The organism is Mycobacterium sp., assembly GCF_025933915.1.
GTDB lineage: Bacteria > Actinomycetota > Actinomycetes > Mycobacteriales > Mycobacteriaceae > Mycobacterium.
Genome location: NZ_JAICZA010000221.1, coordinates 1 through 6,042 on the forward strand (window position 1 = coordinate 1; position 6,042 = coordinate 6,042).

The following is a 6,042-nucleotide window of genomic DNA, read 5'->3' on the forward strand; positions in this document are numbered from 1 at the left end:
GAACCAGGCCCACGCGGCCCGTGCCGTCATCGGAATGCCGTAGCTCGCGGCGAAACCCGGAACGTCGGTTTGATACACCGCGACCGTCGGCACCCCCAGCCACCGCGCCGCGCGTACCCCGCCGTAGCCCAGCAGCGCCGGCGACGCCAGATGCACGACGTGGGGGTCGAATCCGCGCAGCACGCTCACCAGCCGGGGCGTCGGCACGCCGAGCGGCAGCGTGGTCACCCTCGGAAACATCCGCGCCGGCACCCGGTGAACGCGGATGCCGTCGTGAACGCGCTCCGCCCGGGGTTCACCGGGAGGCGTGTCGGGGGCGATGAGGAGGGCTTCGTGGCCCGTCCGCCGCAGGTGCTCGAGCACCCGGATCACCGAGTTGCTGACACCGTTGACTTCCGGCAGGAAAGATTCCGCGACGATGGCAACGCGCACACCACCACGGTGTCAGCGCGGCCTGTCGACAAGGTTGCCTGCGGGCGTCCGTCACGCGAAATCTGCAGGTCCGGCACTTTCGGCGCGACGGTCCAGCCACTTGTCCAGCAGCGCCAGCAGCGCCAGGACGGCCGCGGCACCCAGCCAGCCCACCACCGCGATGGATCCCGCCGGGATGATCGCCAGCCCCGCGTTGCGATGCTGCACGCGGACCAGGTTGGGATCGTTCTTGTTGTACTCGACGTAGATCCGCATCCCGGTGGCCAGGTGGGACGGGTAGAGCACGCCGAGCTCGGGGCGGTAGGTGACCCGCTCGGGCGTGACGAACTCGATCGTGGAGCGCCGCGGCCCGGCGCTGAGCACCTCCGCCTGCGCGACGCCCCTGTTGTGGGTGATCGCAAGGTCGTCGCGCCAGGCGCCGGCCACCAGCAGCATCGATTGCAGGGTGACCAGGCCGGTGACGATGAGTACCAAAATCCGGGCCCACCGCAACACCATCCTGGCGCGTGTTTTCGGTGGTTCGTCACTGCGTCCGTGAATCAGTATGTGCAGCAGAACCTTTGGAGATCTCACCATCTACTCGTGCCTCAAAGGGCCGCCTTGATGGCGGCGTGCAGTTGGCGCAGCGAGGAGCGGTCCGCCTTGACTTCCAGCACCCGCATCCCCGCGCCGGGTTCGTCCAGGGCGGCGTGCAGTTCGTCGACCTCGATCTGTCGGCTGTCCACGTGGTACGCGCGGCACAGCGCGCCCACGTCGACGTCGTGCGGGGTTCCGAAAACCCGCGACGACACGTCGGAGAACCGCGGGTCGCCCTGCTCGAGCAGTTCGAAGATGCCGCCGCCGTTGTCGTTGGAGACCACGATCGTCAGGTGGCGCGGGGTGGGCTCGGTGGGGCCGATCAGCAACCCGGAGCTGTCGTGCACGAACGTCAGATCGCCGATCAGCGCGACGGTGCGCGCCGGGCTGTCCGCGTTCCCGTCCCGTTCATGCGCGAGAGCCGCCCCGATCGCGGTGGACACGGTGCCGTCGATGCCGGCGACACCGCGGTTGGAGCGCACCCGGATGCCGTGGGCGTCCAGGCCGACCAGCGCCGCGTCGCGGACCGGGTTGGACGCCCCGAGCACCAGCTGGTCGCCGGGGCGCAGCGCGTCGGCCACGGCCGCCGCGACGTGCAGGCCGGTGGTCAGCGGGTGCGCCGCGAGCTGGCCGCGCACCGCGGCGACCGCATGCCGGTTCGTCTCCGCGCAGCGGTGCAGCCACGCCGGGTTCGGCGACCCGGTGGTGACCGCCCGCGTGCCGGTGGCCTGCGAGTTCCCCGAGACGTCCGGCCAGCGGGGGCCAGTGGTCAGCGCGTACACCGGCACCTGGGGATCGGCCAGCAGCGCTGACACCGGCCGGTGCAGGGTGGGGCGACCGAGCATGATCACCTGCTTGGGCCGCAGCAAGGGCAGCGCCAGCGGGTGCAGCGGGTTTCCAGGGGCCGGCGCCGTGGGCTCGGCGACGGTCGGCAGCTGCGCCAGGGCGGGCTGCGCGCCCGCGCCGTGACCGGCGATGACGACGGTGTCGGGTGCGAGGTCGATTTCCAGCGGCTGGTCGAAGCTGACCGGCGGCGCGTAGGTCCATGGCTTCCCATCGGGCCGCCCCTGCGGGATCACCGGACCGTGGGATTCGGGATCGGGAACCAGGGGTTCGCGCAGCGGGATGTCGAACTGCACGGGGCCGGCGTTGGCGGTGCGCGACCCGGTCGCGGCCGCCAGCACCCGGCAGGTGGCGGAACGCCAGGTGGCGTTGAGCGCATCCAGCCGCTCGGGGGCGTCCTCGGCCAGGCCCAGGCTGATGGCGGCCCGGACCTGGGTGCCGAAGTAACCCAGCTGCTCCATGGTCTGGTTGGCCCCGGTGCCCAGCAATTCGTAGGGGCGGTTGGCCGACAGCACGATCAGCGGCACCCGTGCGTAGTTGGCCTCCACCACCGCCGGGCCCAGGTTGGCCACCGCGGTGCCGGACGTCATGGCGACGCACACCGGCGCGCCGGCGGCGATCGCCAGGCCGATCGCCAGATAGCCGGCGGTGCGCTCGTCGATGCGGACGTGCAGCCGGACCCGGCCGGACCGGTCGGCGTCCTGCAAGGCGAAGGCGAGTGGGGCGTTCCGCGAACCGGGGCAAAGCACCACATCGCGGACTCCGCCGCGGATCAGCTCGTCAACGACGACGCGAGCCTGTGTCGTCGAGGGATTCACTCCTACAGGGTGTCACAGCCCCGAGGGACGGCGCCCAGCGTGGAGTTGTTGGGGCCACATCGCGTGATTTCGCCCAACAAGTCGACGTTGGGCGCCTCGCCTTGCTCGGCTATCTTTCTCGGCTATTTTTTCTCGGCGAAGAACTTGAGCATGGCGGCGTTGACGGCGTCGGGCCGCTCGAAGAAGCCGAGATGGCCCGTGTCGGGTATCTGTATGTAACGCCCGTTGGGCAGCGCGTCCGCAACCTCGCGGCCCAGATACGGCGGCGTCAGCACGTCGTCGGCGAAGCCCATCACCAGCACCGGCGTCGCGATGCTGCGGTAGGCCGACAACCGGCTGGTGTACGGCGCGACATCCAGCTGGGCGCGCATGCCCGGGGTGGACTTGACGGGCCAGGTGGAAAACATCGCGATCCAGTCGGCGACCGCGGTGTCGTCGTTGAGCGTCTTGCGGGAAAAGTTTTCCAGCAGGCGGATTTTCGCCTCGTAGGAGGCCGGCAGTACGACGCCGGCGTCGGACAGCTCGGCCTCTGCGTCGCGAAAGAACTGCCGCGCACGGTCCATCCGGCCGCGGGTACCCATCAGCACCGCCGCGCTGACCAGATCGGGCCGGGCGAGCATGAGTTCCTGGGTGATGAAGGCGCCCATCGACATTCCGACGATGCGGGCGGGAGCGGCGTTCAGCCCTTCGATCAGCGCCACGGTGTCGGCGACCATCGTTTGCGTCGAGAAGCCGTCCGCGTTCTCCGTGGCGCCGATCCCGCGATTGTCGAAGGTGATGACGCGGTATCCGGCCGCCAGAAACGCGGGGACTTGATAGGGGTGCCAGGTCCGTCCGGCGCCGCCGTGGCCGGCGATAAAGACCACGGGCTCACCGGAGCCGCGGTCGTCGTAAGCCAGGTTGATCACCCGGACGACGGTACAAGCAGCGGGTAGCACGCCTTGACCCGGTCGATCCACCACTGGCGCCGCTGCGGGGTCGCCCGCAGCGCGCGCAACCGCTCCGGGTCGGGAGCGACGGGTCCGACCGGGAGGTAGCCGTCGACGGGTGCGGCGGTGTCGGCCACGTCTTCGGCGAACAGCCCGCCGGTGCCGAGCCCACAGGCGTGACGAAGCTGTGGCAGCGCCCCCGCCGCGGTCAGGCCGGCGGCGATTCCCACCGCCGAATCCAGCGCGCTGGAGACCACGACGGGGATGTCGATCTGGTCGGCGATGGCGAGCATGGCCGAAATCCCGCCCAGCGGAGCGACTTTGAGCACCGCGATGTCGGCGGCGCCGGCGCGTACCACGGCCAGCGGGTCGTCGGCCTTGCGGATGCTTTCGTCGGCGGCGATCGGCACGTCGACCCGACGCCGCAATTCGGCGAGTTCGCCCACCGTCGCGCAGGGTTGTTCGAGGTACTCCAGCGGGGCATCGGCGGTCAGCGCGGACGCGGCGGTGACCGCCTGCTCGACGCTCCAGCCGCCGTTGGCGTCCACCCGCACGGTCGGCACCTGTTCACGCACGGCGTTGACCCGCGCGACGTCGTCGGCCAGCGTCTGCCCGGCCTCGGCGACCTTCACCTTGGCCGTGCCGGCCCCCGGAAAGCGGGCCAGGACCTCGCCCACCTGGGCGGCGGGCACGGCCGGCACGGTGGCGTTGATCGGGATCCGTTCGCGGCGCACCGGCGGCGGCCGGCGGTAGGCGGCGTCTATTCCGGAGGCCAGCCAGTGCGCGGCCTCGGGCGGCTGGTACTCGAGGAATGCCCCGAATTCGCCCCAGCCGGCGGGGCCCTCGATCAGCGCGACTTCGCGGGTGGTGATGCCGCGGAACCGCACCCGCATGGGCAGCGCCACCACGTGCAGGCGGTCCAAAATGTCCTCGAGTGCCGGAGTCACGCGCCGTAGACCCGCCGGCCGGCCAGATACGTCGCACGGATCTCGAGGTCGGCGATCCGCTCGGGCGGCACGCTGCGCGGATCGGCCGCGAGCACCACCAGGTCGGCGTACTTGCCGACCTCCAGCGAGCCGATCACGTCGTCGGCGAACAGCTGCCAGGCGGCGTCGATGGTTTGCGCGCGGATCGCCTGCTCGACCGTCAACCGCTCCTCCGGTCCCAGCACCCGGCCACTCGGCGCCGTCCGCGTCACGGCCACGCTGATGTTGCGCAGCGGCTCCTCCGGCGTGACCGGCGGGTCGTTGTGCAGTGAGATGCGCATGCCGGTGGCCACCGCGGATCCCGCTGGCATCCAACGGCTTCCGTGGTCCTCGCCGAACAGGCCGTCGACGATGACGTCGCCCCAGTAGTGGATCTGGTCGACGAAGATGCTGCAGGTGACGCCGAGATCGTGGGCGCGCTGCAGCTGCTCGGGCCGGATGGCGCCGACGTGCTCGAGCCGCAGCCGGTGGTCGTCGCGCGGGTGACGACGCAAGGCCTCTTCATAGACGTCGAGGATGGTGTCGACGCCGGCGTCGCCCTGGACGTGGCAGGCCATCGGCCAGCCCAGCGGGAAGTAGGCGCCGACGATCTCGCGCAGCTGTTCGGCGGTGTAGTTGGCGCATCCGCACGAACCCGGGGTGACGCCGATGATGCGGGTGGCCTCGGTGTCCAGGTAGGGAAACGACAGGTCGATGTTGCCGATCCACGGCGACCCGTCGACCCAGATCTTGATGCCGATCTGGCGCAGCATGTCGTCGCCCTCGCCGGGCGTGGCGGCGGTGGACATCTGCGGGTTGGAGATCTCGTAGGTGCGCAACCGCAGCGTCAGCTGCCCGCGCAGTCGTTCGACCAGCGGCCGGAACCCGGGGTCGAACGCCATCTCCGAGCAGGTGGTCAGCCCCGCGCGGTTGAGCCGGGCGCATTCGGCGAACAGCATCCGCGGGTAGTCGGCGAAGTCGATCGCGCCGCCCAGCAGCGGGAACACCGCGCCGGTCTCCTCGGCGGTGCCGTCGAGTTCGCCGCGCGCGTCGCGACCGTACTTGGCGCCCTTGGGGTCGGGGGTGTCGCGGTTCAGGCCGTGCAGCTGGGCGGCGCGCGAGTTGAAGTAGGCCTTGTGCCCGGAGTTGTGCATGATCACCAGCGGGCTGTCGGGTGCGATGCCGTCGAGCCAGCTCAGCGTCGGTTCCGGAAGGCCGCTCTGCAGCAGCGGATCCCAGCCGTTGAGGTAGGCACCGTCGGATCGGCGCCGCGCGACCTCGGAGCGGACCGCGGCGACGACATCGTCGGCGCTGCGCATGGTGACCGGCCGGATGTCGACGAGGCGGTCCGACAGCGCGACCGCCTCCATCAGCGGATGACCGTGTGCCTCAACGAATCCCGGCATGACACAGCCGTTACCGACGTCGACCGTCTGCGTGTCCGGGCCGATGAGGTCGGCGACGTCGGAGCGGGTGCCC

General features: G+C 70.8%; 6 protein-coding genes. All 6 read right to left on the reverse strand.

All coding sequences use genetic code 11. The features are described 5' to 3' along the window. Positions 1 to 432 (reverse strand): glycosyltransferase (locus Q0W90_RS22560; protein ID WP_297776735.1); only part of this gene is annotated, 432 nt, incomplete at its 3' end. A gap of 51 nt (positions 433 to 483) precedes the next feature. Beyond that, positions 484 to 1,005 (reverse strand): DUF3592 domain-containing protein, encoded by a 522-nt coding sequence (locus Q0W90_RS22565; RefSeq protein WP_297776742.1) that lies wholly within the window; start codon positions 1,003 to 1,005, stop codon positions 484 to 486. 14 nt (positions 1,006 to 1,019) lie between these two features. Next, positions 1,020 to 2,669: a 2-succinyl-5-enolpyruvyl-6-hydroxy-3-cyclohexene-1-carboxylic-acid synthase gene (gene menD, locus Q0W90_RS22570; protein WP_297776737.1), complete on the reverse strand. Its 1,650-nt coding sequence runs from the start codon at positions 2,667 to 2,669 to the stop codon at positions 1,020 to 1,022. Positions 2,670 to 2,791: 122 nt separating this feature from the next. Then, positions 2,792 to 3,577 carry an alpha/beta hydrolase gene (locus Q0W90_RS22575; protein WP_297597610.1) on the reverse strand — a complete coding sequence of 262 codons (786 nt, stop codon included), beginning with the start codon at positions 3,575 to 3,577 and terminating at the stop codon, positions 2,792 to 2,794. Further along, on the reverse strand, positions 3,574 to 4,545 hold the full coding sequence (locus tag Q0W90_RS22580) for an o-succinylbenzoate synthase (RefSeq protein ID WP_297597608.1): 972 nt from the start codon (positions 4,543 to 4,545) through the stop codon (positions 3,574 to 3,576). Before Q0W90_RS22580 ends, Q0W90_RS22575 begins: the two co-directional genes overlap by 4 nt. Continuing rightward, positions 4,542 to 6,042: amidohydrolase (locus tag Q0W90_RS22585; RefSeq protein WP_297776740.1), on the reverse strand; the 1,501-nt coding region annotated here is incomplete at its 5' end. The genes Q0W90_RS22580 and Q0W90_RS22585, both read right to left, overlap by 4 nt.